Annotated in this window: 22 protein-coding genes; 17 read left to right on the top strand and 5 right to left on the bottom strand. The window is 68.1% G+C overall.

The window, feature by feature from the left end:
- Positions 1–151 precede the first annotated feature (151 nt).
- Entirely contained in the window at positions 152–1,363 is a 1,212-nt protein-coding gene (locus tag AC3WMR_RS21760) for an ABC transporter substrate-binding protein (protein WP_492264908.1), read from the top strand.
- On the top strand, positions 1,342–2,319 hold the full coding sequence (locus AC3WMR_RS21755) for an alpha/beta hydrolase (protein WP_492264907.1): 978 nt from the start codon (positions 1,342–1,344) through the stop codon (positions 2,317–2,319). The genes AC3WMR_RS21760 and AC3WMR_RS21755 overlap by 22 nt, the downstream gene beginning before the upstream one ends.
- Before the next feature lie 90 nt (positions 2,320–2,409).
- On the opposite strand, the gene metC is transcribed toward AC3WMR_RS21755, so the two are convergent.
- Both metC and AC3WMR_RS21745 read right to left on the bottom strand, forming a co-directional pair.
- Positions 2,410–3,603 (bottom strand): cystathionine beta-lyase, encoded by a 1,194-nt coding sequence (gene metC, locus AC3WMR_RS21750; RefSeq protein WP_492264906.1) that lies wholly within the window; start codon positions 3,601–3,603, stop codon positions 2,410–2,412.
- A 94-nt stretch (positions 3,604–3,697) separates the two neighbouring features.
- The gene (locus AC3WMR_RS21745) at positions 3,698–4,393 is read right to left on the bottom strand and encodes a nitroreductase (protein WP_492264905.1); all 696 of its coding nucleotides are present in this window, start codon (positions 4,391–4,393) and stop codon (positions 3,698–3,700) included.
- A 92-nt stretch (positions 4,394–4,485) separates the two neighbouring features.
- Here AC3WMR_RS21745 and AC3WMR_RS21740 point away from each other — a divergent pair, with 92 nt between their 5' ends.
- Positions 4,486–5,112, top strand: a complete 627-nt coding sequence (locus AC3WMR_RS21740) for a LysE family translocator (protein ID WP_025140000.1) — start codon at positions 4,486–4,488, stop codon at positions 5,110–5,112.
- Between the two features lie 73 nt (positions 5,113–5,185).
- Here the strand turns inward: AC3WMR_RS21740 and AC3WMR_RS21735 are convergent, their stop codons facing one another.
- Positions 5,186–6,253, bottom strand: a complete 1,068-nt coding sequence (locus AC3WMR_RS21735) for an MBL fold metallo-hydrolase (RefSeq protein ID WP_492264904.1) — start codon at positions 6,251–6,253, stop codon at positions 5,186–5,188.
- Positions 6,254–6,326: 73 nt separating this feature from the next.
- Here AC3WMR_RS21735 and AC3WMR_RS21730 point away from each other — a divergent pair, with 73 nt between their 5' ends.
- Together AC3WMR_RS21730 and AC3WMR_RS21725 are read left to right on the top strand one after the other, a co-directional pair.
- Entirely contained in the window at positions 6,327–6,707 is a 381-nt protein-coding gene (locus AC3WMR_RS21730; RefSeq protein ID WP_492264903.1) for a MerR family transcriptional regulator, read from the top strand.
- 10 nt (positions 6,708–6,717) lie between these two features.
- Positions 6,718–7,050, top strand: a complete 333-nt coding sequence (locus AC3WMR_RS21725; protein WP_492264902.1) for a YnfA family protein — start codon at positions 6,718–6,720, stop codon at positions 7,048–7,050.
- Positions 7,051–7,152: 102 nt separating this feature from the next.
- On the opposite strand, the gene AC3WMR_RS21720 is transcribed toward AC3WMR_RS21725, so the two are convergent.
- Positions 7,153–8,121 (bottom strand): Bug family tripartite tricarboxylate transporter substrate binding protein, encoded by a 969-nt coding sequence (locus tag AC3WMR_RS21720; RefSeq protein ID WP_492264901.1) that lies wholly within the window; start codon positions 8,119–8,121, stop codon positions 7,153–7,155.
- Between the two features lie 92 nt (positions 8,122–8,213).
- A complete protein-coding gene (locus AC3WMR_RS21715) occupies positions 8,214–9,392 on the bottom strand; it encodes a M20 aminoacylase family protein (protein ID WP_492264900.1) in 1,179 nt (392 codons plus the stop codon).
- 246 nt (positions 9,393–9,638) lie between these two features.
- On the opposite strand from AC3WMR_RS21715, the gene AC3WMR_RS21710 reads away from it, so the two are divergent.
- The 12 genes from AC3WMR_RS21710 (at position 9,639) to AC3WMR_RS21655 (ending at position 25,865) form a co-directional block, all read left to right on the top strand.
- On the top strand, positions 9,639–10,817 hold the full coding sequence (locus AC3WMR_RS21710; RefSeq protein WP_492264899.1) for an isovaleryl-CoA dehydrogenase: 1,179 nt from the start codon (positions 9,639–9,641) through the stop codon (positions 10,815–10,817).
- A 13-nt stretch (positions 10,818–10,830) separates the two neighbouring features.
- Complete coding sequence (aceK, locus tag AC3WMR_RS21705) at positions 10,831–12,678, top strand: bifunctional isocitrate dehydrogenase kinase/phosphatase (protein ID WP_492264898.1); 1,848 nt, start codon at positions 10,831–10,833, stop codon at positions 12,676–12,678.
- A gap of 34 nt (positions 12,679–12,712) precedes the next feature.
- Complete coding sequence (locus AC3WMR_RS21700; RefSeq protein WP_492264897.1) at positions 12,713–13,894, top strand: acetyl-CoA C-acetyltransferase; 1,182 nt, start codon at positions 12,713–12,715, stop codon at positions 13,892–13,894.
- 287 nt (positions 13,895–14,181) lie between these two features.
- Positions 14,182–15,789, top strand: a complete 1,608-nt coding sequence (locus AC3WMR_RS21695; RefSeq protein WP_025140009.1) for a carboxyl transferase domain-containing protein — start codon at positions 14,182–14,184, stop codon at positions 15,787–15,789.
- Between the two features lie 53 nt (positions 15,790–15,842).
- The gene (locus AC3WMR_RS21690) at positions 15,843–17,882 is read left to right on the top strand and encodes an acetyl/propionyl/methylcrotonyl-CoA carboxylase subunit alpha (RefSeq protein ID WP_492264896.1); all 2,040 of its coding nucleotides are present in this window, start codon (positions 15,843–15,845) and stop codon (positions 17,880–17,882) included.
- A gap of 112 nt (positions 17,883–17,994) precedes the next feature.
- Positions 17,995–19,227, top strand: a complete 1,233-nt coding sequence (locus AC3WMR_RS21685; RefSeq protein WP_492264895.1) for an MFS transporter — start codon at positions 17,995–17,997, stop codon at positions 19,225–19,227.
- A 159-nt stretch (positions 19,228–19,386) separates the two neighbouring features.
- Positions 19,387–20,157 carry an IclR family transcriptional regulator gene (locus tag AC3WMR_RS21680; RefSeq protein WP_492264894.1) on the top strand — a complete coding sequence of 257 codons (771 nt, stop codon included), beginning with the start codon at positions 19,387–19,389 and terminating at the stop codon, positions 20,155–20,157.
- A complete protein-coding gene (locus AC3WMR_RS21675; RefSeq protein WP_492264893.1) occupies positions 20,150–21,298 on the top strand; it encodes a thiolase family protein in 1,149 nt (382 codons plus the stop codon). The genes AC3WMR_RS21680 and AC3WMR_RS21675 overlap by 8 nt, the downstream gene beginning before the upstream one ends.
- Entirely contained in the window at positions 21,295–21,636 is a 342-nt protein-coding gene (locus AC3WMR_RS21670) for a Zn-ribbon domain-containing OB-fold protein (RefSeq protein ID WP_492264892.1), read from the top strand. Before AC3WMR_RS21675 ends, AC3WMR_RS21670 begins: the two co-directional genes overlap by 4 nt.
- Before the next feature lie 61 nt (positions 21,637–21,697).
- A complete protein-coding gene (locus AC3WMR_RS21665; protein WP_492264891.1) occupies positions 21,698–22,669 on the top strand; it encodes a tripartite tricarboxylate transporter substrate binding protein in 972 nt (323 codons plus the stop codon).
- Positions 22,670–22,708: 39 nt separating this feature from the next.
- A complete protein-coding gene (locus AC3WMR_RS21660) occupies positions 22,709–24,850 on the top strand; it encodes an acetate--CoA ligase family protein (RefSeq protein WP_492264890.1) in 2,142 nt (713 codons plus the stop codon).
- A gap of 37 nt (positions 24,851–24,887) precedes the next feature.
- Positions 24,888–25,865: a Bug family tripartite tricarboxylate transporter substrate binding protein gene (locus AC3WMR_RS21655; RefSeq protein ID WP_492264889.1), complete on the top strand. Its 978-nt coding sequence runs from the start codon at positions 24,888–24,890 to the stop codon at positions 25,863–25,865.
- Positions 25,866–25,879 lie beyond the last annotated feature (14 nt).

The following is a 25,879-nucleotide window of genomic DNA, read 5'->3' as shown; positions in this document are numbered from 1 at the left end:
GCAGTTCAAGAACGCCCCGCGCCGCGATCGGCCGGGGCGTTTTGCATGGGGTCGTCCCTAAGACCAGACTGCGTTCAACAGCGCCCGCCGCGGGCTACACTTCCCCCACAATAATTCGCCGCCGGCGGCGGCATCCAAGGGTGGAAGACACATGAGACAGCAATTCCTGCGCCGCACGGCGCTGGGCCTGTGCCTGGCGCTTGCCGGCGCCTCTGCACTGGCCAATGACGCCGACGGCGTGAAGATCGGCGTCCTGACCGACATGGCCGGCGTCACGGCCGACGCCACCGGCCGCGGGTCCGTCGAGGCGGCCCGCTTGGCCATCGAGGAACTGGGCGGCACCGTGCTCGGCAAACCCGTCTCGCTGGTCTCGGGCGACCATCAGCACCGGCCCGACATCGGCAGCGGCATGGTGCGCAAGTGGTACGACACCGACGGCGTGGACGTGGTGGTGGACGTGCCCAATTCGTCGGTGGCGCTGGCGGTGCAGGGCATTGCGCGCGAAAAGAAAAAGCTGGTGCTGTTTTCCAGCCCCGGCACCACGGCACTGACCCAGGCGCAATGCTCGCCCTATGGCGTGCAATGGACCTACACCACCTATGCGCTGTCGCGCGGCACGGCCACCGCAGTGGTGAACGAAGGCAACAAGCGCTGGTTCATCCTGGCGTCCGACTACGCCTTCGGCAAGCAGCTGGCCGCCGACACCGAGGCGGTGGTGAAAGCCAACGGCGGCGAGGTCGTGGGCACCGTGTTCCATCCGCTGAATGCGTCGGACTTCGCCTCGTTCCTGTTGCAGGCGCAGACATCCAAGGCGCAGATCATCGCAGTGGCCAATGCGGGCGGCGACACCATTTCGGCGATCAAGCAGGCGGCCGAATTCGGCATCACCGGTGCCGGCCAGAAGCTGGCGGCGATGCTGCTGCTGATCACCGACGTGCACAGCCTGGGCCTGCAAGCCGCGCAGCAGACCTACCTGACGGTGCCGTCGTACTGGGACATGAACGACGGCACGCGCGCCTTCACCAAGAAATTCGAAGCCCGCCTGGGCCGTCCGCCCACCTTCCTGCAAGCGGGGGTCTACAGCTCGGTGCGCCACTACCTGCGCGCCGTGCAGGCGGCCGGCACGACGAATTCCGACGCCGTCATGGCCAAGATGAAATCGCTGCCCATCGACGACCCTTTCAGCCTGAACGCGCACATCCGCGAAGACGGCCTGGTGGTGCGCGACATGATGCTGGCGCAGGTGAAATCGCCAGCCCAGTCCAAGGCGCCCTGGGACTACTACAACATCGTGCGCACCATCCCCGGCGATACCCTCGCCTGGCCCCTGTCGGAAAGCCAATGCCCGCTGGTCAAGAAATAAATCAGACGTTTTCCCCGCCGCTGGCGTTGGCCGATTTCGGCAGCTTCTACGCCGGCGGGCGGCAGGTGCGCATCGAAGGGCGCCCGCCACGCGAGATCGCCTTTACCCGCACCGCGTCGCTGCCGTACGACCCCAACGGGCTGTATCACGTCGAACAGGCCTATGTGCAGTACTTCATTCCCGCCGAGCGACGGCACCCGCTACCGCTGGTGCTGCTGCACGGCGGCGGCATGACCGGCGCCATGTGGGAACAGACGCCTGACGGGCGGCCCGGCTGGGTGCAACACTTCCTGCGGCACGGCCATGCGGTGTACGTGGTCGACAACGTCGAACGCGGCCGCGCGGGCTGGACGCCGTTCGAAGAGGTGTGGCCCGAACCGCCCATCGTGCGCAACGCCGAAGAAAGCTGGTCGTTGTTTCGCTTCGGCCATGCAAGCGGTTATGCGCAGCGCCGTGCCTTCGATGGCCAGCGCTTTCCGGTCCAGGCCTTCGATGCCTTCATCCGCCATGCGGTACCGCGCTGGCTGGGCAACAACGACGCGGCGCTGGCGGGCTTTTGCGCGGCGCTGGAGCGCATCGGCCCGTGCCTGGTGCTGGCGCACAGCCATGGCGGCGAAGTCGCCTACCGCGCGTTGCAAGCGCGGCCGGACCTGGTGCAAGGGGTGATCGGCATCGAGCCGTCGGGGTTCTCGGAAGCGGTGGCGCCTGCCAGCGTGGCGGGCAAGCCGTTCCTGTTCGTCTATGGCGACTATCTGGACGCCACGCCGCTCTGGACCCGCCTGTGCCAGGCGGGGCAGGCCTATGCGGAACAACTGGCGGCGCACGGCGCGAACGTCGCGACGTGGCGTTTGGCGGACATGGGCATCGCGGGCAATTCGCACATGCCCATGATGGACGACAACAGCGACGACATCGCCGCGCGCATCGGCGGCTGGATACGGGCCGAGGCGGTTTGAAGGCGGACTGGCCCGTGGTGCGTCTTGCGTGACGCACCGCCAGGGATGCACAGCGAGTAATGAATACCCCGCCGCGCGTCATGAACGCCGTCAGTCTTTGACGGTCGCCGCCTTGTCCAGCGCCTGCGTCAGGTCGGCGATGATGTCCTGCGGCGACTCCAGGCCGATGTGCAGGCGCACCAGCGCGTTCTGGCCTTCGCCCCAATAGCGGTGATGCGACAGGTCCTTGGGCGACACCAGTTGCACCAGGCTTTCGTAGCCGCCCCACGAGAAGCCGATGCCGAACAGTTCCAGCGCATCGACGAACGCACGCGCGGCCGCGGGCGACAGGCGCAGTTCGACCGACAGCATGCCGTTCGAACCGGTGCAATCGCGCTGCCACAGGGCGTGGCCCGGGTCTTCGGGCAGCGCCGGATGGAACAGGCGCACGGTTTCGGGACGGCGCTTGAAGAATGCGCAGATTTCCAGCGCGTGGCGCGCATGCTGCGCCATGCGGATGGGCATGGTGCGCACGCCGCGCAGCGCCAGCCAGGCATCGTCGGCGCTGATGGAATAGCCCATCGCGTACTGCGTGCGGTTCAGTTGCCTGGCGATCTTTTCGTCGTTGGTGACCACCGCGCCCAGCATCAGGTCGGAATGGCCGCCCACGTACTTGGTGCCGGCAATGATGGACACCTGCGCGCCCAGCGTCAGCGGCCGGTAGATGTAGCCCGAGCCCCAGGTGTTGTCGGTGGCCAGCACCAGGCCACGGCGCTGCGCGAACGCGGCCATCGCGCCCATGTCGAGCATCTCGAACAGCAGCGAGCCGGGCGATTCCACGTATAGCAGCTTGGTGTTGGGCTGCACCAGCGCGTCGAGGTCTTCGCCCGCGGCGAAGTAGGTCACGTTGATGTTCATGCGCTTGAGCACGGCATCGTCAAGCTCGCGCATCGGGCCGTAGACGCAGTCGGAAATCAGGGCGTGGTCGCCCGCCGAGCATAGCGCCAGCATCACCATCGTCATGGCCGACAGGCCCGACGGGGCCAGGTAGGCATGCGTGCCGCCTTCCAGCTGCGCAAACACCTGTTCCAGCGCCGCGTGCGTGTCCATACCCATGCGGCCGTAGGTGGTGGCGCGGCCGCCCGCGGCCTTGCTGCGCTGGGCTTTTTCCAGCGCAGCAAGGTTCTCGAACCGTACGGTGCTGGCGCGCATCGGCGGCAGCGGCACCGGCGCGGTGCCGGTCTCGGGGTTGAACGGGGCGGTGCCCGCATGCTGCAGAACCGTATCGATGTGTTTGGTAGGCATCTTCAGAGGGGAATGCTTGGCGTTAGGACGGGAATCCAGAACCATATCAGGAGCGGGCAGGGCTGTCGCCCCATGCCCTTATGAACGAGCAGGCCTAGTCGACCCAGCGCACCGTCGACGCCAGGTCCGCGCGGCTGGTGCGGTAGCTGTTGGCGGGGTGGGCGGTATCGGCATAGCCGAACGAAATGGCGCAGACCACGCGGCGGTCGGCCGCCAGGCCGAGTGCCGCGCGCAGCACCTCGGGGTACATCGCCAGCGACGCCTGGGCCACGGTGGCCACGCCATTGGCTTGCGCCGCCAGGAGGAAATTGGCGACATATCCGCCGCAATCGATGGCGCCGTATTCGCCCAAGGCCTCGTCGGTCGTGATGATGGCCACGTGCGGCGCATCGAACAGCTGGAAGTTGCGCAGTTCCTGGCGGCGATAGGCCTCGCGATCGCCGCGGGCCACGCCCACCGCGTTGTACAGCTGGAAGCCCGATTCGCGGCGCCGGGCCAGGTAGTCGCCCTGGTATTCGCGCGGGAACGGAAAGTCGGGTGTGAAACCCGGCTGCTGCGCGCGTTGCTGCAATGCCTGGCTCAAGCGGCGGGCGCCTTCGCCCGAGGCCACCGTCACCTGCCAAGGCTGGCAGTTGCACCACGACGCGGTACGCGCGGCCAGCGTCAGGATGCGTTCGATGACCGCACGCGGCACCGCATCGGGCAGGAAGGCGCGGCAGCTATGGCGCGCGCGCAGCCAGTCTTCAAGCACGGCGTCGGGTCGCGCGGCGGATTCCGGTACAGCGGACATGGTGTCTCCTTCGTGGCTTCGCATTTATTTCCTCGTATGATGCCAGTTCATTTCCGGCGCGCAAGGCGCCGGCCGACCTTCGCGAGACCCTCATGCTGCCCCTTGAATCCCTGACCGCGTTCTTCGGCATTGCCGTGCTGCTGTCCCTGACGCCCGGCCCCGACAACCTGTTCGTGCTGATGCAATCGGCCATCTGGGGACGCAAGGCCGGGCTGTTCGTGGTGCTGGGCCTGTGCACAGGCCTGATGGGCCATACCGCCGCGGTGGCGCTGGGGCTGGCCGCGCTGTTCGCCGCGTCGCCGGTGGCCTTCACCGTGCTCAAGCTGGCCGGCGCGGCCTACCTGGCTTATCTGGCGTGGCAGATCCTGCGCGCCCCGGTGCATGCCGAAGACGGCCAGCGGCCCGCGCCGATGAAGACGTCGGCGCTGTATCGGCGCGGCATCGTCATGAACCTGACCAATCCCAAGGTGCTGCTGTTTTTCTTCGCGTTCCTGCCGCAGTTCACCTCGCCCAAGCTGGGCCCGGTGGGCTGGCAGACCGTGCAGCTGGGCGCCGTGTTCATGCTGGCAACGCTGCTGGTGTTCGGCGCCATCGCATTCTTCTCGGGCGCGTTCGGCGAACTGCTGCAGCGCTCGGTCACGGCCAAGCGCTGGCTCAACCGCATTGCGGCCTTGGTGTTCGTGGGCCTGGCGGTGCGCCTGGCCACGTCGTCGCGCTAGCCCTGCGGCTCGGCGCGGGCCGGGCGTTCGCGCCAGGCCCCGCCAAAAACTGCGGTGACGACACCGGCGGCGATCAGGCCGCCGAGAACCGCACGATGCCGTCGGCGCCTTCCGCCCGGGTCAACTTGCCTTCGAAATACAGCGCGTGCAAGTGCGCCAGCGCCTCGCCCATGGCAAAGGTCAGTTGGTGCAGGTCCAGCTTGCGCTTGAACAGCACCGGCACGATGTCCGAGGTGGACTGCGGCTGCACCGCACAGGCCTGCAGCACTTCGGCCAGGCGGTCGCGGTGGTGTTCGTGCTGCTGCGCGATGCGCTCGTGCAGGCCCTTGAACGGGCGGCCGTGCGAAGGCAGCACCAGCGTGTCGCGCGGCACGTCGGCGTAGCCATCCAGCGACCGCAGGTACAGGGGCAGGGGGTTGGCGTCCGGCTCGTAGTCGAACACGCTGACGTTGGTGGAAATGCGCGGCAGCACCATGTCGCCCGAGATCAGCACGCCCAGGTCCGGCGAATGCAGCGAGGCGTGTTCGGGCGCGTGGCCGTAGCCCACGATGACGCGCCAATCGCGTCCGCCGATGCGCACCTGGTCGCCGTGCATGATGCGGGTGTAACGCGACGGCACGGCCGGCACCAGGTTCGGGAAATAATTGGCGCGCTGGCGGATCTGTTCCTGCGCGTCCGGATCGGTCAGGCCGTGGCGCGCGAAATGGTCCACCGCGGACTGCCCGCCGGGGCCGCCGCCGGCCTCGTTGCGGCGCGACGACCACAGCGACGCCACCATGAAGTCGGTCATCGTCATCCAGAGCCGGGCGTTCCAGCGCTCGCACAGCCAATAGGCCAGGCCGATGTGGTCCGGATGCATGTGCGTGACCAGCACGCGCAGCACGGGCAGACCCTCAAGCTCGTTCTTGAAAACGTCTTCCCACAGCGTCTTGACCTCGTCGCGCGAGATGCCGCAGTCGACGATGGTCCAGCCGTCGCGGCCGTCGATGTTGTCGCGCAGCAGCCAGAGGTTGATATGATCCAGCGCGAACGGCAGCGGCATGCGGATCCATTTCACGCCCTCGGCCACCGTGTGCGCCCGGCCGGCTTCGGGCTGGAAATCGGCCCAGGGATACTGCAGCTTCTGTTCGTTGGGGTTCATTGCCTCGCTCTCCACGCTTGACGATCGGGTCAAGTCATCATAATTTACGTTTACGTAAACTGCCACACGCCGCATGCCCTCGTCAACCTGGACCATCTCCGAGCTCGCCCGCGAGTTCGACGTCACGCCCCGCACGATCCGCTTCTATGAAGACCAGGGGATCGTCAGCCCGGCGCGCGACGGCCGCAACCGCATCTTCGGACCGCGCGACCGTACCCGCCTGAAACTGGCCCTGCGCGGCAAGCGGCTGGGCTTGCAGCTGTCCGAGATCCTGACGCTGATCGACATGTACGACGGCCCGGGCGACACCGAAGTGCAGTTGCGCCAATACTTGACCGTGCTGGAACAACACCGCGCCACACTCGAACAGCAGCGCCGCGACATCGAAGACACCTTGCAGGAAATCGCGATGCAGGAACGCCAGTGCCGCGACCTGCTCGCGCAGCATCCCTGACGGCGGCACCATGGGCATACTGCAAACCCTGGCGCTGTTCATCGTGACCGCCCTGGCCGAAATCGTCGGCTGCTACCTGCCTTACCTGTGGCTGCGGCGCGGCCATTCCATCTGGCTGCTCGCGCCCGCCGCGCTCAGCCTGGCGCTGTTCGCCTGGCTGCTGACCCTGCACCCCACGTCGTCCGGCCGCGTCTACGCGGCCTATGGCGGCGTCTATATCGGCATGGCGCTGCTGTGGCTGTGGGCGGTGGACGGCGTGCGGCCCAGCGTCAGCGACTACGTCGGCGTGGGCCTGTGCCTGGCGGGCATGCTGGTCATCATGTTCGGGCCGCGCGGCGGCTGACGCATCGTCCCTCGCGGCCTCAACCCGGCTTCGGGAAAAAAGCGCGCGTTCCTTGCGGATCGCGCGCTTTTTCTTGGTAGCGCCTGTTCAGGCGCCCCCCAATCAGTCGGCCTTGATATTGCCTTCCTTGATCAGGCGGGCATTGTTGGCGAATTCGGCCTGCACCTGCTTGGCGAAGGCCTCGCCCGACGCGGTGCCCGGCTGCAGGTACGACTTGGCCAGCAGGTCCTTGAATTCCGGACTGGCCACGGCCTTGGCCAGGGCGGCCTGCAACGGGCCGGACACGGCCGGCGGCAGGTTGGCCGGCGCAAAGATGCCGAAGTTCGAGTAGTACTGGGCCTGCGGCAGCTTCAGTTCGGCCATCGTGGGCACGTCGGGCCAGGCGGCCAGGCGTTCGGGCGCCATCACCGCCAGCGGCTTGAGCGCGCCGCTGGCCACGTGCGGCAGCACCACGTCGGTGTTCACCACCAGCAGTTCCACCACGCCGCCCAGGCCGTCGGTCAGCGCCTGGCTGTTGCCGCGGTAGGGCACGTGCAGCATCCTGGTGCCGGTCTGCGCCGTCAGCGCCGCCATGCCGATATGGGCCACGGTGCCCTGGCCCGGCGTGCCGTAGCGCACGCCGTCCGGGTGCGACTTGGCGTAGTCGATCAGGCCGGCGAAGTCCTTCACCGGCAACGCCTTGGTGGCGACGATGGCGACAGGCGCCACGGCCACGCTGGCCACTGGCGTCAGGTCCTTCATCGGGTCGTAGTTGGTCTTGGCCAAGTGCGGAAAGATGGTCAGCGGACTGGTCGAGGCCAGCAGCAGCGTGGTGCCGTCAGGCTGGGCCCGCGCCACGAAATCGGTGCCCACGGATGCGCCCGCGCCCGGCTTGTTTTCCACGATGACCGTGGCGTTGGCTTCCTTGCGCAGCACGTCGCCCAGGCGGCGCCCGATCGCGTCGGCGCTGCCGCCGGCGGTGTAGGGCACGACCAGCGTGATGGGCTTGGCCGGCCAGGTCTGGGCCATCGCCCCGCCCGCCATGATTGCCAGGGCCGCCCCCGCGGCCGTGAACAGCATCTTCTTTTTCATACTTTCCTTGTGATGTTGCGTAGCACTGCGTCAGGTAAAGCGTGTTGCAAAAAAAGCGTCGGGGCGCATCGGCGTCCGTGTTGATGTCGGAATCAGGCCGCGAGATAACGCTGCGCGAGGCGGATCCAATAGGCCGCGCCGGCCGGAATCAGGGCGTCGTTGAAGTCGTAGCTGGCGTTGTGCAGCATGCACGGCCCCAGGCCGTGGCCGGCCATGCGGTGCTCGCCGTCGCCATTGCCCAGGAACACGTAGCAGCCGGGCTTGGCCTGCAGCAGGAAGGCGAAGTCCTCGGACGCCATTACGGGCTCGATGACACGCGCGCCGTCGGCGCCGGCCACGTCGCGCATGACCTCCATGCAGAAATCCGTTTCGGCCGGGGTATTCACCAGCGCCGGATAGCGGCGTTCGAAATACACGTCGGCCTCGCAGCCGTGGGCCGCGGCGATGCTGCCGGCAATCTCGTGCATGCGACGTTCGATCAGGTCGACCACGTCGGTGCTGTAGGCGCGCACCGAGCCGCCGAGCCAGGCGCTGCCCGGAATCACGTTGATCACGCTGCCGCCGGCCTGCACCTGGGTGATGGACAGCACGGCGGCGTCCAGCGGCCGCTTGCTGCGGGTCAGGATGGTCTGGAACGCCTGGCCGATGGCGAACAGCGCCGGCACGGGGTCGGCGCAGTCCTGCGGCGCGGCCGCGTGGCCGCCTTTGCCGCGCACGGTGATCTTGAAGCCGTTGGCCGCCGCCATCATCGGGCCGGCGCAAACGCCGAACGTGCCGGCCGCCAGGCCCGGCCAGTTGTGCATGCCAAACACGGCTTCGCAGGGGAAGCGGTCGAACAGGCCGTCCTGGATCATCGCGCGCCCGCCCGCGCCGCCTTCTTCGGCGGGCTGGAAGCAGAAATACACCGTGCCGTCGAAGCCGCCGGCCTGCTGCAGGTGGCGGGCCGCGGCCAGCAGCATGGCGGTGTGGCCGTCGTGGCCGCAGCCGTGCATCTTGCCGTCGTGGCGCGAGCGGTGGTCGAACTGGTTCTCTTCCTGCATCGGCAGGGCGTCCATATCGGCGCGCAGCATGATGGCGCGGTCCGAGGTGCCGCGCTTGATCACGCCGACCACGCCCGTCTTGGCGATGCCGGTGTGCGTCTCGATGCCCCAGCCGCGCAGGGCGTCGGCCACCACCTTGGCAGTGCGGTGCTCTTCGTAGCAGAGCTCGGGATGGGCATGCAGGTCACGCCGCAGCGCCACAATATCGTCCAGATCGGATAGTTCGAGCACCGCTTACTCCGTCACAAATTTCAGGTTTCAAGGATCGGCTGGAATAGTACCCAGCGCGCTTCCCCCGGGACGCAAACATTTGCCTAGGGAAAACCCGACTCAAATTTACGTTTACGTAAACGTAATATTTGCGGTGCATCATTGCGTAGCCCCCGCCGATCGGCGCATCATGGGATCACGCGACGAACCGTGGCGCGGTAGCTGGCGCCCATAAAAATGTAAGTACCCACTATCACGGAGACAGCGATGAACCTTCCCGGCCTGAATTTCGACCTGGGCGAAGATCTCGACATGCTGCGCGACGCGGTGCGCACCTTCGCGCAGGCCGAGATCGCGCCGCGCGCCGCCGAAGTCGACCGCAGCGACCAGTTCCCCATGGATCTTTGGCGCAAATTCGGCGATCTGGGTGTGCTGGGCATGACGGTCGGCGAAGAGTACGGCGGCGCCAACATGGGCTATCTGGCCCACATGGTCGCGATGGAAGAGATCTCTCGCGCCAGCGCCTCCATCGGCCTGTCCTATGGCGCGCACTCCAATCTGTGCGTCAACCAGATCAACCGCAACGGCACCGCGGCCCAGAAGTCCAAGTACCTGCCCAAGCTGATCTCGGGCGAACACGTGGGCGCCCTGGCCATGAGCGAACCCGGCGCCGGTTCGGACGTCGTCAGCATGAAGCTGCGCGCCGACAAGAAGGGCGACCGCTACGTGCTCAACGGCACCAAGATGTGGATCACCAACGGCCCCGACGCCGACACCCTGGTGGTCTACGCCAAGACCGACCCCGAAGCGCACCAGCGCGGCATCACCGCCTTCCTGGTGGAAAAGGGCTTCAAGGGCTTTTCCGTGGCGCAGAAGCTGGACAAGCTGGGCATGCGCGGCAGCCACACCGGCGAACTGGTGTTCCAGGACTGCGAAATCCCCGAAGAAAATGTGCTGGGCCAGGTCAACGGCGGCGTGAAGGTGCTGATGAGCGGCCTGGACTACGAACGCGCCGTGCTGTCCGGCGGCCCCATCGGCATCATGCAGGCCGTGATGGACGTTGTGGTGCCCTACATCCACGACCGCAAGCAGTTCGGCCAGGCTATCGGCGAATTCCAGCTGATCCAGGGCAAGGTCGCCGACCTGTACACCACCCTGCAGGCCAGCCGCGCCTTCTGCTACCAGGTGGGCAAGAACCTGGACCGCCTGGGCGCCGAACACGTGCGCCAGGTCCGCAAGGACTGCGCCGCGCTGATCCTGTACACCGCCGAAAAGGCCACCTGGATGGCGGGCGAGGGCGTGCAGATTCTGGGCGGCAACGGCTACATCAACGAGTACCCGGTGGGCCGCCTGTGGCGCGACGCCAAGCTGTACGAGATCGGCGCCGGCACCAGCGAAATCCGCCGCATGCTGATCGGCCGCGAACTGTTCAACGAAACCGCCTGAGCCGCGCCGCGCCATGATCCGCACGTCCGACGTCCAGCACATCGAGCAGGCGCCCGCCAAGGGCCCCTCGCCGCTGGACGTCGCGCGGCTGATCCTGGCCGGGTTCGACCGCCACTACGCGCTGTTTCGCTATAGCGCGCAGCGCGCCAAGGCCTTGTTCGAATCGGGCGACTGGCACGGCATCCAGCACCTGTCGCGCGAACGCATCGAGTACTACGACATGCGGGTACGCGAATGCGCGAGCCAGCTCGAAGGCCTGCTGCGCGGCCGGCCCGAAGGCGCGGTGGGCGCCAACGGCGCGACCAGCCCGGCGCTGACCGACGCGCAGACCGCCTACTGGCAGCAGATCAAGCAGGAATTCGTGGGCCTCCTGGCCGAGCACCGCCAGCCCGAATGCGCCGAGACCTTCTTCAATTCGGTGTCGTGCCGGCTGCTGCACCGCGATTACTTCCACAACGATTTCCTGTTCGTGCGGCCCGCGGTGGCAACCGAATACCTGGACAGCCGCATGCCGTCGTACCGGGTCTACTACCCGGCCAGCGAAGGGCTGCAGAAAAGCCTGATCCGCATGGTGGCCGACTTTGGCCTGGCGCTGCCCTTCGAAGACCTGCCGCGCGATGCCCGCCTGCTGGCCCGCACCGCGGTGCACAAGCTGCGCACGCTGCTGCCCCGGCACGTCGGCCGCCGCATCGCCAGCGATTGCCAGGTGCATGCGCTGGGCTCGCTGTTTTTTCGCAACAAGGGCGCCTACATCGTCGGCCGCCTGGTCAACCAGACCACCGTCTACCCCTTTGCCGTGGCGCTGACGCGCAACCCGGCCGGGCAGGTGCGGCTGGATGCGCTGCTGCTGGGGTCGGATGACCTGAGCACACTGTTCAGCTTTACCCGCGCGTATTTCCTGGTGGACATGGAAACGCCCGCCGCGGTGGTCAATTTCCTGTCCAGCCTGCTGCCGCGCAAGCCCAAGGCCGAGCTCTACACCATGATCGGCCTGCAAAAGCAGGGCAAGACGCTGTTCTACCGCGACTTCCTGCATCACCTGGCGCATTCGCGTGATGCCTTCGACGTGGCCCCCGGCATCAAGGGCATGGTGATGTGCGTGTTCACGCTGCCCTCGTACCCGTACGTGTTCAAGCTGATCAAGGACCGCATCGACAAAGACGGCATGGACCACGCCACCGTGCGGCGCAAGTACCAGATGGTGAAACTGCACGATCGCGTCGGCCGCATGGCCGACACCTGGGAATACTCGCAGGTGGCGCTGCCGCGCAGCCGCTTCGCGCCGGCCTTGCTGGAAGAATTGCGGCGCCTGGTGCCCAGCCTGATCGAAGAAACCGGGGACACGGTCGTCATCCGCCACGTCTACATCGAACGGCGCATGACGCCGCTGAACCTCTACCTGACGCAGGCGCCCGACGCGCTGCTCGAACCCGCCGTGCGGGAATATGGCGATGCCATCCGCCAGTTGGCCGCGGCCAATATCTTCCCCGGCGACATGCTCTACAAGAACTTCGGCGTGACGCGCCTGGGCCGGGTCGTGTTCTACGACTACGACGAAATCCAGCGCATGACCGAAATGAATTTCCGGCGGATTCCGCCCGCCCCGAACGAAGAAGCGGAAATGGCGTCCGAACCCTGGTATGCCGTCGGCCCGAACGACGTGTTTCCCGAGGAATTCGGCCGCTTCCTGCTGGGCGACGCGCGGGTGCGCGGCGCCTTCCTGCGCCATCACGCCGACCTGCTGGAACCGGCCTGGTGGCAGGCCTGCCGCGCCCAGGTGGCACAGGGCCGGATTGAAGAATTTTTCCCTTACGATACGGACAGGCGCCTGCGTCCGGCACCAGCCGGCGCGGCCTCGTAAGCAGACGCTGTCCCGACCCTCACAGGAGCTAGTCATGTCAGATCCCGTTGTTATCGTTTCCATCGCCCGCACGCCCATGGGCGGCATGCTGGGCAGCCTGTCCGGCCTGGCCGCGCACGAGCTGGGCTCGGTCGCCATCAAAGCCGCCGTCGAACGCGCCGGGCTAAAGCCCGAGCAGGTCGAAGAAGTCATCATGGGCAACGTGCTGCAGGCCGGCCAGGGCCAGGCGCCTGCCCGCCAGGCCGCGCTGGGCGCGGGCCTGCCGCTGGGCGTGGCGTGCACCACCATCCACAAGGTGTGCGGTTCGGGCCTGAAGGCTGCCATGTTCGGCCACGACCTCCTGGCAGCCGGTTCGGCCAACGTCATCGTCGCCGGCGGCCAGGAAAGCATGAGCAATGCCCCCTACCTGCTGCTCAAGGCGCGCCAGGGCTACCGCTTCGGTCACAACACCGTGTATGACCACATGGCGCTGGACGGCCTGGAAGACGCCTACGACAAGGGCAAGGCCATGGGCGTGTTCGCCGAAGACTGCGCCGCCAAGTACTCGTTCACCCGCGAGCAGCAGGACGCCTTCTCGCTGGAATCGCTGCGCCGCGCCCGCGCCGCGACTGAAGACGGCACCTTCAAGTGGGAAATCGCCCCCGTCACCGTGGCCGGCCGCAAGGGCGACACCGTGATCGACACCGACGAGGCCCCCACCAAGGCCATGCCGGAAAAGATCCCCACCTTGAAACCCGCCTTCAAGAAAGACGGCACCATCACCGCGGCGAACTCGTCGTCGATCTCCGACGGCGCTGCCGCCATGGTGCTGATGCGCGCGTCCACCGCCGAGAAGCTGGGCGTCAAGCCGCTGGCCCGCATCGTGGCCCACAGCCAGCACTCGCAAGAGCCGGGCTGGTTCACCACCGCCCCCGTCGGCGCGCTGAAGAACCTGTTCGCCAAGACCGGCTGGAAGGCCGAAGACGTGGATCTGTACGAGATCAACGAAGCCTTCGCCGTGGTCACCATGGCCGCCATGGCCGACTTCAAGCTGCCGCATGAAAAGGTCAACGTCCACGGCGGCGCCACCGCCCTGGGCCACCCGATCGGCGCGTCCGGCGCCCGCCTGATGGCAACCCTGGTCGGCGCACTGCGCAAGACCGGCGGCAAGCGCGGCGTTGCCACGCTGTGCATCGGCGGCGGCGAAGCCGTGGCCATGGCCATCGAAATGGTCTAAGTGCGGCCCCACGACGCTGATACGCCCGCTTTGCCCGAATTTTCGGCAGGGCGGGGCCTTCGGCGTCGTGGACTGCCCGCCTGGCGGGCATGCATTCCGCTGCGCCTTTCCGGCATGGCGCTGTCCGCGGCGGGTCGGCCGCGGGCCGTGCAGGAAGGGCGCACAGGAATGCATACCGAAGACCGATAAGTCTGACAAGAAACGCCCGGCCCACCGGGCAGCGAGACAAACCGCTCTCACCCCGAGAGCGCCTTCAAATTCCAATCAAGCAGGACGGGTGGAACCCCATGCCCATCATCGAATCCCGCATCAATCCGCGGTCGCAGGACTACACCGACAACGCCCGCGCCATGCAGGCGCAGCTGGATGATCTGGCGCAGCAGCTGACGCAGACCGCATTGGGCGGCAGCGAGGCCTCGCGCGCCAAGCACGTGGCGCGCGGCAAGCTGCTGCCGCGCGACCGCGTGGAACAATTGATCGACCCGGGTTCACCGTTCCTGGAACTGTCGCCCATGGCGGCGCACGGCATGTACGACGGCGACGCCCCCGGCGCGGGCGTCATCACCGGCATCGGCCGCATCGCCGGCACCGAATGCGTCATCGTCTGCAACGACGCCACGGTCAAGGGCGGCACCTACTACCCGATGACCGTCAAGAAGCACCTGCGCGCCCAGGAAATCGCCGCGCAGAACCACCTGCCTTGCGTCTACCTGGTCGACTCGGGCGGCGCCAACCTGCCGCAACAGGACGAGGTCTTTCCCGACCGCGACCACTTCGGCCGCATCTTCTACAACCAGGCCCAGATGTCCGCGCAGGGCATCGCGCAGATCGCCGTGGTGATGGGGTCGTGCACGGCCGGCGGCGCCTACGTGCCCGCCATGAGCGACGAGTCCATCATCGTCAAGAACCAGGGCACCATCTTCCTGGGTGGCCCGCCGCTGGTGAAGGCCGCCACTGGCGAAGAAGTCAGCGCCGAAGACCTGGGCGGCGGCGACGTGCACACGCGCCTGTCCGGCGTGGTCGATCACCTGGCCGCCAACGACATGCATGCGCTGCAACTGGCGCGCGGCGCCGTGGCCCGCCTGAACCGCAAGAAGCCTGCGCCGCTGGCCACCGTGCCGGTGCGCGAACCGCGCTTCGATCCGCAGGAACTGAACGGCATCATTCCCGCCGACACCCGCAAGCCCTACGACGTGCGCGAGGTCATCGCCCGCATCGTCGACGGCTCGGAATTCGATGAATTCAAGGCCCGCTTCGGCCCCACGCTGGTCACCGGCTTTGCCCACATCCACGGCATGCCCGTGGGCATCGTCGCCAACAACGGCATCCTGTTCTCGGAATCGGCGCAAAAGGGCGCGCACTTCATCGAGCTGTGCGCGCAGCGCAAGATTCCGCTGGTGTTCCTGCAGAACATCACCGGCTTCATGGTCGGGCGCAAATACGAAAACGAAGGCATCGCCCGCCACGGCGCCAAGATGGTGACCGCGGTGGCTACCGCCGCCGTACCCAAGTTCACCGTGCTCATCGGCGGCTCGTTCGGCGCCGGCAACTACGGCATGTGCGGCCGCGCCTACTCGCCGCGCATGCTGTTCATGTGGCCCAACGCCCGCATCTCGGTCATGGGCGGCGAACAGGCCGCCAGCGTGCTGGCGACCGTCAAGCGCGACGGTATCGAGGCGCGCGGCGGCAAGTGGTCGGCAGACGAAGAGGCCGCCTTCAAGGCGCCCATCCGCGAACAGTACGAACACGAAGGCCACCCGTACTACGCCACCGCCCGGCTGTGGGACGACGGCATCATTGCCCCGGCCGACACCCGCCGCGTGCTGGGCCTGGCCCTGTCGGCCGCGCTGAACGCGCCCATCGAAGACACGCGCTTCGGCGTCTTCCGGATGTAAGGCGGCGCCGCCCCACGACGCGTTCACGACGAATTCCAGCCAGGATCACATTCATGTTCGACACTTTGCTGATTGCCAACCGCGGTGAAATCGCCTGCCGCGTCGCCGCCACCGCCCGCCGCCTGGGCATCCGCACGGTTGCCGTGTACTCGGACGCGGACGCCAACGCCCGCCACGTGGCCGCCTGCGACATCGCCGTGCACATCGGCGGCCCGGAACCGCGCGCCAGCTATCTGCGCGCCGACGCCATCCTGCAAGCCGCGCGCGACAGCGGCGCCGGCGCCATTCACCCCGGCTACGGTTTCCTGTCGGAAAACGAAGCCTTCGCCGAAGCCGCCGAAAAAGCCGGCATCGCCTTTGTCGGCCCGCCGGCATCGGCCATCGCCGCCATGGGCAGCAAGTCTGCCGCCAAGACCTTGATGGACAAGGCCGGCGTGCCGCTGGTGCCCGGCTACCACGGCGACAACCAGGACCCGCAATTCCTGAAGGAACAGGCCGACGGCATCGGCTACCCCGTGCTCATCAAGGCCAGCGCAGGCGGCGGCGGCAAGGGCATGCGCGTCGTCGAATCGTCGGCCGCGTTCCTGGACGCGCTGGCCTCCTGCCAACGCGAAGCCGCGTCCAGCTTCGGCGACGACCGCGTGCTGATCGAACGCTACCTGCAAAAGCCGCGCCACATTGAAATCCAGGTGTTCGCCGACACGCACGGCAACTGCGTCTACCTGTTCGAGCGCGACTGCTCGGTGCAGCGCCGCCACCAGAAGGTCATCGAAGAAGCCCCCGCGCCCGGCATGACCGAAGAGCGCCGCCGCGCCATGGGCGAAGCCGCCGTCGCCGCGGCCCGCGCCGTGGGCTACGTGGGCGCCGGCACGGTGGAATTCATCGCCGAACCCGATGGCCGCTTCTACTTCATGGAAATGAACACCCGCCTGCAGGTCGAGCACCCCGTGACCGAAATGATCACCGGCCACGACCTGGTCGAATGGCAGCTGCGCGTGGCCGCCGGCCAGCCACTGCCGGCACGCCAGGAAGACCTGCGCATCCAGGGCCACGCCATCGAGGCCCGCATCTACGCAGAGAACCCCGACAAGGGCTTCCTGCCGTCTATCGGTACGCTGGCCTACCTGGGCCTGCCGGCCCACACGGCGTTCGCCAACGGCGATATCCGCGTGGATGGTGGGGTGCGCACCGGCGACACCATCACGCCGTTCTACGACCCCATGATCGCCAAGCTGATCGTGCGCGGCGCCGACCGCGACCAGGCCCGCGCCCGCATGCTGCAAGCGCTGGCGCAGACCCAGGCGGTGGGCGTGCAGACCAACGTCGCCTTCCTGTCGCGCCTGATGCGCGACAGCGCCTTTGCCGCGGCCGACCTGGATACCGGCCTGATCGAACGTCAGCGCGCCACGCTGCTGCCCGCGCCCGCATCCGCCGCCCCCCTGGCGCTGGCCCTGGCCTCGGCCGCGGTGCTGGTGCGCCAAGGCCTGGCGCAGCCGCATGCCCCGGCCCCGCGCCCCGCCGACCCCTGGGACGCCCGCGACGGCTGGCGGCTGGGCAACCGCTACCAACGCACGCTGCAATGGATCGACAACGGCGAGACCCGCCACGTCGTGGTCACGCGCCAGGGCGGCGACTGGACCCTGGACAGCGGCGCCGGTGCGCAACCGTTCACCTGGCGCGTGCAGGCCGACAACGCGGCCGGCACGCCCGGTTTCGTCCATGACCTGCGCATCACCCTGGGCGGCCAGGAAAGCGCCGGCACGGTGGTGCTGCACGCCGACAAGGCCCACGTCTTCGGCACCGGGGACGCCGGCGGCGCCCACGTGCTGGACCTGTACGACCCGCTGGCGCACGCCCAGGACACCCAGGGCGAGCACGGCGGCGGCCTGACCGCCCCCATGCCGGGCAAGATCATCTCCATCGCCGTCAAGGCCGGCGACAGCGTCACCAAGGGCCAGCCGCTGCTGGTGATGGAGGCCATGAAAATGGAGCACACCATCTCGGCGCCCGCCGACGGCAAGGTCGAGGAACTGTTCTATGCCGTGGGCGACCAGGTCACCGAAGGGGCGGAGCTGGTGGCCATCGGCGCCTGATCGGTCTGCGCAAGACCCTGCGGGCGGCTGGCGCTTTAGTTTCGCGTCAGCCGGCTGTTTATAGAATGCAGATTCCGGCGCCGCCCGCGCGCCTGCCGCGCGTTCTTCCCTGATGCCTGCCCCAGACTCCCCCAGTCCGCTGTACCGCCCCGCATTCCTGCATTTCCTGTCCGCGCGCATGGGCGCGTCACTGGCCTTCCAGATCGTCTCGGTGGCGGTCGGCTGGCAGATCTACGCCCTGTCCGGCAGCGCGCTCGATCTGGGCCTGATCGGCCTGGCGCAGTTCCTGCCCATGGCGGCCCTGACCCTGGTGGTGGGACACGTGGCCGACCGCTACGACCGCCGCAAGATCGTCGCCATCTGCATGGCCGTCGAAACCCTGGCCACCCTGGTGCTGGCCATTGCCGCGCTGCACGGCCTGGGCGGCAAACCGCTGATCTACGCCACGCTCATCATCATGAGCTCGGCCCGCGCCTTCGAATCGCCCACCCTGTCCACCCTGATCCCCGCCGTGGTGCCGCGCGAATGGCTGCCGCGCGCCACCGCGCTGTCCTCGTCCGCCGGCCAGATCGCGCAGATCGCCGGCCCGGCGCTGGGCGGCATCGGCTACGGCCTGGGCGCCGGCTGGATCTACTGCGTCGCCGCGGCGCTGTACCTGTGCGGCTTCGCTTCCATCGCCAGCATGTCGATCGACCGCGCGCCCCCGCGCAAGGAACCCACCACCTGGCGCACCCTGTTCGCCGGCATCACCTTCATCTTCCAGCGGCGCCTGCTGCTGGGCACGCTGTCGCTGGACCTGTTCGCCGTGCTGCTGGGCGGCGCCACCGCCTTGCTGCCGATCTTTGCCAAGGACATCCTGAACGCCGGCCCGTGGGCGCTGGGCGCGTTGCGCGGCGCCCCCGCCTGCGGCGCCATGCTGATGTCGCTGACGCTGGCCCGCCTGAGCCTGGGCCAACACGTCGGCCGCCTGCTGTTCGGCGCGTTGATGCTGTTCGGACTGGCGACCACCGTGTTCGGCCTGTCCACGTCCATCCCGCTGTCGATCGGCGCGCTGGTCGTGCTGGGCGCGGCCGACGCCATCAGCGTGGTCGTGCGCTCGTCCCTGGTGCAGTTGAACACCCCCGACCACATGCTGGGCCGCGTCAGTGCCGTGAACACGCTGTTCATCGGCGCCTCGAACCAGCTGGGGGAATTTGAATCCGGCGTCATGGCCGCGCTGTTCGGCGCGGTGCCAGCGGTGGTGATCGGCGGGGTCGGCACCATGGCGGTGGCGGGGCTCTGGATGCGATGGTTTCCTGAACTGAGAAAGCTCAAGTCGCTGCATGGCGATTCGGCGCCGGCCTGAGCGCCACCCGCGCGGCCAGGCGCCTCGCCGAATGTGGGCGGCGCCTGGCTCGCGAGCAACGATTGTTGCTGGACGAAAATTTGTTGCGACGCAACTTTACCCCGGTTGCCGCCATCCCTATCTTGTGTCCATGTTCAGCCAACGGGTCATGCCGCTGCCATGCCAACACAGGATTCAAGCCTTGTTTCCGCTACGAAAAAGGTCTGCCGCGTACTGGCCAGCCTGTCTAGCCGGCGCGTCCAGCGCCTGACCGATATCGCCCTGGCGGCGCAGCTGGACGTGTCAACGGCCCTGCGCATTCTGAAGGACCTGGAAGCCGAGGGTTTCGTGGAGCGAGACCCCGTCAGCAAGCACTACATGCTGGGCCCGCAGATCTATGCGATGCACCACGCGATGGTCGACGGCCTGGATTTGCGCGGCCTGGCCCGCGCCGCGCTGATCCGCCTGGCGCGTAGATTCGGCGACACCGTCATCCTGTCCATGCCCACCGGCTGGGAATCCGTCTGCCTGGACCTGTGCTTTGGCGACTATCCGATCCGTGCAAATTACCTGGATGTCGGCAGCCGCCGGCCACTGGGCGTCGGCGCGGGCAGCCTGGCGCTTCTGGCCGCCATGGACGAGAACGAAGCCAGCGCCGTGCTGCCGCCCGTGCATCAATGGCTGCGCGACCGCTACCCCCGCTATCCGGCTCGTGTGATGACACAGATGACCGCGCGTGCCCGCAAGGTCGGCCACTCCATGCTGCTCGATGTCGTGGTGGACAAGATGGGCGGGCTGGGCGTAGCCGTGCGTGGGCCCAGCGGCCGCGCCATCGCCGCGCTCAGCGTCGCTGCGCTGAGCGAACGCATCCAGTCGCGCGAAGAGGAACTGGCCCAAGCCTTGACGGCCGAAGCGCGCGCCATCGAAAGCGCCTGGATGCCCCATGCCTGATACCCGCCACGCCTACCTGCTGGCCGCGGCCACCACGCGGTTCGGGCGCCACGAAGGGCGCTCGGCCCTGGATCTGATGGCCGAGGCCGCCCTTGGCGCGCTGACGCAGTCCGGCGTGCCGCGCTCGGACATCGACGGCGTGCTGTGCGGCTACGCCACGACATACCCGCACCTGATGCTGGCCACGCTACTGGCCGAAAAACTGGGCATCGAACCCCACTACGCCCACGGCATGCAAATGGGCGGCGCCACGGGTGCCGCGATGGTGATGCTGGCGCGCGAACTGGTGCGCTCGGGGCGCTGCCGCCGCCTGCTGGTCGTCGCCGGTGAGAACCGCCTGACCGGTCAGGCGGTCGATGCATCGATCCAGACGCTGGCGCAGGTTGGCGAGGCCGACACCGAAGTGCCCAATGGCGCCTCGGTGCCGGCCTACTACGCGCTGCTGGCATCACGCTACCTGCACCACACCGGCACCCGCCGTGAGGACCTGGCGGAATTCGCCACGCTGATGCGGCGCCACGCGGCGGGCCATGCGCACGCCCACCTGACGGATCCCATCAGCGTCGAAGACGTGCTGGCCTCGCGTCCTATCGCCACGCCGCTACACCTGCTGGACTGCTGCCCGATCTCGGACGGCGCAGTCGCGCTGGTCGTCAGCGCGGACGCCGGGCCGGTGCGCATCAGCGGCGCAGGGCAGGCGCATCGTCACCAGCACCTGTCGGCGCTACGCGACATTCTGGATACCGGCGCCGCCCGGGCGTGGCAACGCGCACGCACGGATGCCGCCATCGACATTGAGCAGATCGACTACCTGGCCATCTACGACTCCTTCACCATCACGCTGGTGATGCTGCTGGAAGAACTTGGCCTTGCGCGACGCGGCGCGGCCGCCGACCGGGTAAGGCGCGGTGATTTCAGCGCGGACGGCCCGCTGCCGCTCAATACCCACGGCGGCCTGCTGTCATTCGGCCATTCCGGCGTGGCCGGCGGCATGGCGCATGTCGCCGAGGCCTGGACGCAATTGGCCGGGTGCGGCGGCGCCCGCCAGACGGGCCCGCGCCGCTGCGCGCTGGTACATGCCGATGGCGGCGTGCTGTCGGCCCACGTCAGTCTGGTGCTGCAAGCGGAGGATGCCCGATGAGCGCGCACGACCTCCTGGCATTGCAGCGCTGCGACGATTGCGGCGCCTGGTGGGCGCTGCGCCCCTATGCCTGCGCAGCCTGCGGCGGCACAGCCCTGCCATGGCGTCGCAGCGGCGGCGTGGGTGTCGTGCTGGCGCGCTCCGAGGTGCACCGCGCCCCCGATGCCTTCTGGCGCCAGCGGGTGCCCTACACGCTGGTTCTGGTGCGCCTGGAGGAAGGCGCGGTGCTGATGGGCCATGCCGACGCCGGCGTGGCCATCGGTCAGGAAGTCGTGGGCCGCACGATGCACATCAACGGCCACGCATTGCTCGGTTTCGAGGCGCGCCGGCCGCCTTGAAGCGCCGCCGGCATCTGCACACCCCGCACAACAACATTTCCGCAAGACGGAGGAGACAAACATGCGCGCGATCGCAGCATGGCGCACGGCCCTGGCCGCGCTTTCCCTGGCGGCAGCCACCGCCTCGGCCGCTCAGGACTGGCCCAACAAATCCATCACCCTGGTCGTGCCGTACCCACCCGGCGGACCCACCGACATCGTGGCCCGCGTGGTGGCCCAAGGCCTGGGCGAGGAATTGAAGCAAACCATCATCGTCGACAACCGCTCGGGCGCCGGGGGCAACATCGGCGCCGACATGGTCGCCAAGGCAACGCCTGATGGCTACACCCTGCTACTGGCCACCACGGCGCACGCCATCAACATGTCGTTGTTCAAGAATCTGAACTACGACACGCGCAAAAGCTTCGCCCCGCTATCCCTGTTGACCAAGGGGCCGCTGGTGATCGTGGCTCGCCCGGACCTGCCGGCCTCGAATGTGCGCGAGCTGATCGCACTGGCCAAGTCCACGCCTGACAAGCTCAGCTTTGCCTCATCGGGCAACGGCCAGTCGACGCACCTGGCGGCCGAGCTGTTCGATGCCATGGCCGGCGTACGCATGGTGCACGTGCCGTATCGGGGCAGCGCACCCGCCCTGACCGATGTCATGGGCGGCCAGGCCGACGTGATGTTCGACACGATGCTCTCGTCGATGCCCTATGTACAAGGCGGCAAACTCAAGGCGCTGGCCATTACCGGTGCAACGCGTTCACCCGCCGCGCCCGACGTGCCGACGGTGGCCGAGGCTGGTCTGCCGGGTTACGAGGCAACCGCGTGGAATGGCCTGCTGGCCCCCGCCGGCACGCCCGCACCCGTGGTTCAGCGGCTCAGTGCCGCCTTGCACAAGGTGCTGGAGCGCCCCGACATCAAACAGAAATTCGCGGCCCAGGGCTTTGCCTCTGCATGGATGAGCCCAGCCGATACGGCCAGCTTCCTGGACGCCGAGGTCGGCAAATGGGCGACCGTGGTCAAGACTTCCGGGGCAACGGTCAACTGACCGCCCCAGCACGCACCCAATCCTACCCAGGGGAGTTTCATGGCTTCTGCATTCATTGGCGATGCCGGCCTTGCCCGGCTGCTCGACCCGGCCTCGATCGCCATCGTCGGCGCCTCCGACAATCCGGACAAGATCGGCGGCCGGCCCATTCACTACATGCGCCGCCACGGCTACGCAGGCACGCTGTACCCGATCAACCCGCAACGCGCGCAGGTCCAGGGCGAACGCGCCTGGCCCAGCCTGGCGTCGCTGCCCGCCGCGCCGGACCTGGCGATCGTGGCGGTGGCTGGCGAACAGGCGGTGCAGGCCGTGGACCAATGTGCTGCGCTGGGCGTGGCCGCGGCCATCGTGATTTCCGCGGGGTTCTCGGAAACCGGCCCCGCCGGCCGCGCGCTGCAAGATGCCATGACGGCGCGTGCGCGCGCCGCGGGGTTGCGCATCGTCGGTCCCAACTCACAGGGCCTGGCCAACTTCGGCAACGGCGCGATCGCCAGCTTCTCCACCATGTTCCTGGAGGTGGAGCCCCGCGACGGCCCCGTTGCCGTCATCAGCCAAAGCGGCGGCATGTGCGCGATGGTGTACGGCCTGCTGCGCCAGCGCGGCATCGGGGTGCGGCATGTGCATGCCACCGGCAACGAGGCCGACGTGTCGGTCGCGGAATTGGCCTGCGCAACGCTGCGTGATGCGGAGGTGGGCATCGTGCTGCTGTACCTGGAGTCGCTGCGCGAAGCCGGGCCGCTGGCCGAGGCGGCGGCGTTGGCGCGCGCACGCGGCGTGCCGTTGATCGTGGTCAAGTCAGGCCGGTCCGAGGCGGGCGCACGCGCCGCCGCCTCGCATACCGGCGCCCTGGCCAACGAAGACCGGGCCGTAGATGCCTACCTGGAGCATCACGGCATTCTGCGGGCGCGTGATCCGCAGGAACTGGTGCGCTACGCCGAACTGGCCCTGCGCAGCCCGCTGCCGCAGGGGCCCCGTGTGGTCGTGGTCAGCAACTCGGGCGCCAGTTGCGTGCTGGCCTCGGACGCCGCCGCCGAACGTGGCCTGGAAATATCGCCGCTGAGCGCCGCCACGCAACAGGCGTTGGCCGAGCGCCTGCCGGGCTACGCCACCACCGTCAACCCGGTGGACATCACCGCGGCGCTGCTGTCGAACAACGGCCTGTTCGGCCAGGTGCTGCCGGTGATCGGCGCCGACCCGGCGGCCGACATGTTCGTGCTGGACATTCCGGTGGCGGGCCGCGGCTACGACGTGGATTCGTTCGCGGAGGACGCGGCGGACTTTGCGCGTGCGGCCTCCAAGCCTGTCACCGTGGTTGCCTGGCAGGAAAACGTGGCGCAGGCATTTCGCGCGCGCGGTCTGCCCGTGTATGCCGACGAAATGCAGGCCATGGATGCCATGGCGGCGTTGCTTCGCCTGCGCCGACTGCGCGAACGCAGCCCTGTACCCGCCACGCCGGCCGCGCGCGTCGTGGTTGATCCGGCCCCCGGCACGAGCGGCGGCTTTCTGTCCGAAGCGGAAAGCCTGGCGCTGCTGGCCAGAAACGGACTGGCTGTCGTCGAGCATGCCGTCTGCGCGGACGCCGACGCGGCCGTCGCGGCGTGGCGCCAACTCGGCGCGCCTGTCGCATTGAAGGCCTGCTCGGCGCAACTGCCGCACAAATCCGAGCATGGCCTGGTGGCCCTGGGCCTGAACGACGAGGCCGCACTGCGCGCCGCCCTGGCCCGACAGGCCCGCACCCTGGCCGATCTGGGCGTGCGCGACGGTGTCTGGCTGGTGGCGCGGATGCAGCGCGGCTTGCAGGAATGCGCGCTGGGCGCGCGTGTCGATCCGGTGCTGGGTCCCATCGTCATGATCGGCAGCGGCGGCAAGTACGTCGAAGCGTTGCAAGACGTGGCCGTGCTGATGCCGCCATTCGACACGGCCCAGGTGATCGAGAAGCTGCGCGGCCTGCGCATCGGCACGCTGTTGCAGGGCGTGCGCGGCGATCCGCCCGCGGACATCCAGGCGCTGGCCGAACAGGCGGTGGCGCTGGGACGCTACGCCTTGTCCGCCGCAAACCGCCTGGCATCGATCGACATCAACCCGGTACTGGTCAGCACCGCCGGGCAGGGCGCGGTGGCGCTGGACGCACTGGTCGAAGTCCAGGGTGGCGATCCGGCCGCCCACAGCCTGGCGGCCTGAGCCCGGCCAGCCCACGGCCTCAACCAAGGAGACCCTCATGCGCAGATTTGCTCTTCTAGCGGCCGCGGCGCTGGCCCTGCCCGTCGTCCCGGTCGCCCATGCTCAGGACGCCACGGCGTGGCCGTCGCGGCCCATTACACTGGTGGTGCCTTTTCCCCCGGGGGGCACCACCGACCTGCTGGCCCGGCTGATCGCCCGTGAAGCAGGCACCCGCCTGGGCCAGAGCATCGTGGTCGAGAACCGTCCGGGTGCGGGCGGCGGCATCGGCGCGGCCGCGGTGGCGCGCGCCAAGCCGGACGGCTACACGCTGCTGATGGGCACGGTCGGCACCCAGGCCAGCAACCAGTTCCTGTACAGCCAGATCCCGTACGACGCCGAGCGCGACTTCGCCCCGGTCACCCTGCTGGCCAACTCCCCCAACGTGCTGCTGGTGAACCCCAAGGTGGGCGTGAGCAGTGTGGCGCAACTGATCGAGCAGGCGCGCCGCAGCCCCGGCAGCCTGAACTTCGCCTCCACCAGCCTGGGCGGCTCGCCTCACCTGTCAGGCGAGCTATTCAACAGCCTGGCCAAGGTGGATATCCGCCACGTGCCCTACAAGGGTTCGGCCCCTGCCATGACCGACCTGATCGGCGGCCAGGTCCAGCTTATGTACGACAACCTGCCGTCGGCCATGGGCCAGATCAAGGCTGGCGCCGTAACGGCATTGGCCGTGACCACGCAGGCGCGTGTGCCGATGTTGCCCGATGTGCCCACGGTGGCCGAATCGGGGCTGCCCGGCTACGAGGTGAATTCCTGGTTCGGCCTGCTGGCGCCGGCGGCCACGCCCGCGCCCGTCATCGCGCGCATCCAGCAGGTGGTGGCCGACGCCATGCAGGACGCGTCGCTACGCAGCCAGGTCGAGGCGCTGGGCGCGATTCCCGTTGCCAATACGCCTCGGCAATTCGCCGCCATCATCCGCGCCGACACCGACAAGTGGCGCCAGGTCATCCACGACGCAGGCATCAAAGCGCAATGACCGGCGCGAACAGG

This window comes from Achromobacter sp. FW305-C-28 (assembly GCF_058783235.1).
The sequence above is the reverse complement of the archived record's forward strand: the minus strand, read 5'-3'. Positions and strand labels throughout refer to the sequence as shown.